General features: G+C 56.1%; 4 protein-coding genes. All 4 read left to right on the top strand.

Annotation, left to right across the window (positions count from 1 at the left end; genetic code table 11):
- On the top strand, nucleotides 1-955 hold a 955-nt coding region (locus tag NUW23_02855; GenBank protein MCR4425118.1), incomplete at its 5' end, for a TRAP transporter substrate-binding protein.
- 89 nt (nucleotides 956-1,044) lie between these two features.
- The gene (locus NUW23_02850) at nucleotides 1,045-1,551 is read left to right on the top strand and encodes a TRAP transporter small permease (GenBank protein ID MCR4425117.1); all 507 of its coding nucleotides are present in this window, start codon (nucleotides 1,045-1,047) and stop codon (nucleotides 1,549-1,551) included.
- The gene (locus tag NUW23_02845) at nucleotides 1,548-2,837 is read left to right on the top strand and encodes a TRAP transporter large permease (GenBank protein ID MCR4425116.1); all 1,290 of its coding nucleotides are present in this window, start codon (nucleotides 1,548-1,550) and stop codon (nucleotides 2,835-2,837) included. Before NUW23_02850 ends, NUW23_02845 begins: the two co-directional genes overlap by 4 nt.
- A 22-nt stretch (nucleotides 2,838-2,859) precedes the next feature.
- Nucleotides 2,860-4,104, top strand: a 1,245-nt coding sequence (locus NUW23_02840; GenBank protein ID MCR4425115.1) for a lactate racemase domain-containing protein, incomplete at its 3' end; no start/stop codon positions are given.

The following is a 4,104-nucleotide window of genomic DNA, read 5'->3' as shown; positions in this document are numbered from 1 at the left end:
GGCTGCATGGGGAGAGACGATAGATCCATGGAGCCACCCCCAGAGTGCCTACTTCAACGTCTTCAAGTACTACGTCGAGACTCTCTCCAATGGTCGTATGTCGGTAACGCTTCACCCTGCGGCGTCCATGGGCACCGCTCCGCAAGTACTGGATCTGCTTGTGAGAGGTACCGTGCAGGTCTGCGGAAGTATGCCTTCTGGTGTTGTTGCGTCCAAGTACTGCCCGACGCTCAACGCGCTGAACATACCTTACCTATTCAGCGATACCAAGGCCGGCATGGACGTCCTGGAAGCTCCACACATACTGGGCCACGTCAACGAGAAGCTTGAGAAGGCTGCCGGAATTCGCATTCTGTCTGTCATAGGCGAAGGCCAGCGCTTCATGACCAATAGCGTGCGTCCGATCAGGAAGCCTGCTGACCTCAAAGGCCTCAAAATGAGGGTCATGGAAGGCGAGATCTATTCGACGGTCATGAAAGCTCTGGGAGCGTCTCCGGTGCCAGTCCCGTGGGCAGAGCTCTACACGTGCTTGCAGACAAAAGTCGTTGATGGGCAAGAGAACCCTCCAATGAACATAGTCTACAAGGCCCTGCAAGAGGTCCAGAAATACATGACCATCCCTGGGCCTTTCAGCGCGATGTCGGCGACCTACATAAACACGAAGTTCTACAAGTCCCTCTCACCGGAAGATCGTTGGGTAGTTGACATGGCGGCCATGTACGCGGCACAAGCTCACCGGGGAGTCTTCGAAGTTAAAGACATGGAGGCCAAGAAGCTTCTGCAGGAGAAGCTGGAAGTCTACGTACTCAGCCCGAAGGAACTCCAGGAGTTCAAAGATGCCTGCCAGCCTGCAGTGATCGCAATGATGGACAAGCTCACCGAGGGGGACATGGACTTCGTCAAGGCGCTTCTTGAAGAAGTCAAAGCATCCGAAGCAAGGCTTGGCATCAAGTAGTCAATCAATCACCCAAGCCACGGGCGGGCACACATGTTGCTGCCCGCCCCGCTTTCACGGCGCTGAGAAAGCGAGGTAGTCTACACAGCATGCGCTACGACAATGAGCGACTGTGTCTGTTCTCCCAGATTGCGCTCAGGTTGAACCAGGGTGCCTGCATAGCAATGGGGATCGCTTTGACCGCCGCGACGCTGCTGATGTTTATGCAGGTCATGACCAGGTATCTTCTTGGGATAGCCCACACATGGGTGGAGGAACTCGTCAGATACAGCGGCATGACCGCCGCCGTGCTAGGCCTATCCCCTTTGACCCGGACCGATGCCTATATACGCGTCGATCTGTTCTACGACCGTATCAAGAGGTCCAGGTTGTCCCGGATCTTGATTGACGCCTTCGTGGGTTTCTGCCTCATAGTCTTGCTTGTTGAAGGATGGAATCTGGTGGAGTTCGGCATGAGATCCCGAACCCCCGGACTGAGGATTCCATTTGGATACGTCTACACAACCATACCGCTTGGAGCTTTTCTAGGTCTCGTCCAGTTGGTCGATGGCTGGATCAGGCACCCTGAGCGATGGAGGAGAGGTGCGCCAAGATGACAATCGCCGTCGGAGTCATCGGCTTTTGCGTGTTGCTGTTCGCCGGAGTGCCGATTCTCTATGTCACATTGGGGTGGGGCGTGGTCTGGCTCATCGCAACTGGGAAAGCCTTCTTGCTCATGGAAGCCCCAAGCAGAGTCTTCACCGGTCTGGATAGCTTCACTCTTCTCGCGATACCCCTGTTCATCCTGGCAGGAGAGCTCATGAACTCAGGGGGACTCACGCTACGGATACTCAAGCTGTCGGAGGTGCTGGTAGGACGTATACGGGGCGGCCTGGCCTACGCAAACATCATTGCCAGCACTATCTTCGGGGGCATAAGCGGGGCCTCTCTGGCTGACATTGCCGGTCTTGGATCCATAGAAATCCGGGCAATGAAAGAAGCAGGCTACGACGAAACCTTCAGTGCAGCTGTGACCGCCGCGTCCAGCCTCCAGGCCCCGCTCATCCCCCCCAGCATGCCCGCGGTCACCATCGGCGGGATCGTGGGAGTCTCCATTGGAGGTCTGTTTCTGGGTGGAGCCATACCGGGACTTCTCATCGGAGTGGCGTGCGCAATTGTGGTAGCCTGGCGGACCAAGGAAAGAGACTACCCCTACAGAGTTGCCCCAGTGTCGGCCCATGAGTTCTGGGGGGCAATCAAAGGCGGAGTCTTCGCCCTTATTGCTCCGGTCATAATCGTGGGCGGCATAGTTCTGGGCGTATTCAGCCCAACAGAAGCTGCAGCTGTAGCTGCTGTATACTCCGGCATAGTGGCGTTCGCCAGTGGCGATGTCACCATCAAGCAGTTCCCAGCGATAATCGGCAAGGCGGCGTTTGCATCTGCTCAGATATACATCCTTCTGGGAGGCTCGGCCGTTCTAGAGTGGGTTCTCTCATACGAGGGGTTCCCCATGATGCTCACAGAGTGGGTCATCCACATGACCGGTGGTTCCAAGTTCATGTTCCTTCTTATGGTCAACCTTCTCTTCTTGTTCTGGGGAATGTGGCTTCCCATCATATCGGCCCAGCTGCTGCTGTGTCCGATCCTCTTCCCCATAGCAACCAAGTTCGGAATACACCCTGTTCACTTCGGAGTCATCGCCATCTTCAACCTGATGATTGGGATGCTCACGCCTCCGGTAGGCAGTGGGCTTTTCGCAACTCTCTCAATATGTAAGGTCAGTTTCAAGGACTTAGTTAGAGAGCTCATCCCCTTTTTGGCTCTCGACATCGTCCTGCTGGCAGTGATCACGTACACCCCAGACGTTGTCTTGTTCCTCCCCAGATTGTTGGGGTTCGCGTAGTCCGACAGGCTATCTACAGAGTGTGAGCGAGGTAAGCGCAGTGCCATACAACTGCAAGAGCTGTTCATGTGACCCTGAGTGTGTCAAACCGTCGATTCCCTGTGGGTGCTCCATCTACGAACCACCGGAAGGTCAACCTGTAGCTGACCTCAGAGATGCCATCCTGACTGCACTGAACACACCGGTGGGATCACCCCCACTGGGAGAGCTTGTGGGGTCCGGCTCGAAAGTGGGAGTCATCTTCGATGACCTTACAAGGCCCACCCCGGTGGCAGCAATACTCCCGGTGCTTGTTGCCTACCTGCTTGAAGCGGGAGTAAGCGAGGAGCATATCTGTCTCGTCCACTCCCCCGGACTGCACATTCACGAAGAGGGAAGCCTCGAGGCTAAGGTGGGTTCAGCATTTGCAGGCTGGCCTTGGGTTGTCGATCATGATGCTAGACACTCACCTATGGTCTTCCGAGGTATAACATCGTTCGGCACCCCCATCTGGGCGAACTCCATCGTGGACGAGCTCGACTTCATGGTGGGGTTGGGCAGTGTGATACCACACATGGATGCCGGGTTCAGCGGAGGCCATAAGATCGTGATGCCCGGGATAGCATCCAAGACAAGTGTGGACCACAACCACTGCCTCATGCTTTCCCCCAAATCGGCCATGGGCCGTGTGGACGACAACCCGGTCAGGCAGGACCTTGAAGAAGCAGGAGAGCTTATAGGCCTGAACTTCGTGATTAACACCGTTGTAGACCACGAGAGAAGGCCTACCGCAGTCGTCGCCGGACATCCGGTCAAGGCTCACCGGGAAGGTGTCAGACGGTTCCTGGAGACCAGGACGACCAGGCTGCCAAAACGGGTGGATACTGTCGTTGCGTGCACATGTTCGCCATACATGAACGAGTGTCTGAAGGCGCTCATACGGGCGGACATGGCCCTTGAGCCCGGTGGAACACTGGTGCTCTGCGCTCCCAGGGTCTCCGGTTGGGCTCCTCCTGGCGCCGTGAAGAGGTTTGCCACCTTCCCGCAAGACTACCTGAACCTTTCGACTGAGGAACTTGCGGAGATGGTGGTCACCAACAATGTAGATGAAACCCGTCATGCCACCGCAGCATTCAACTACAAGACAGTGTGTGAGACTCACGACGTGGTTGTTGTGGCAAACCCGAGTCACGCTGGGCATCTGGGCGCGCTCGGCAAGTGCGTGGATGATCTGAAACAGGTGTTGGATTGCATACCCTCCGGAAAGCGCATCGCATTTCTTCTCGAC

It is taken from the genome of Bacillota bacterium, from assembly GCA_024655925.1.
In the GTDB taxonomy this organism is placed as follows: domain Bacteria; phylum Bacillota; class DTU025; order DTU025; family JANLFS01; genus JANLFS01.
The sequence above is the reverse complement of the archived record's forward strand: the minus strand, read 5'-3'. Positions and strand labels throughout refer to the sequence as shown.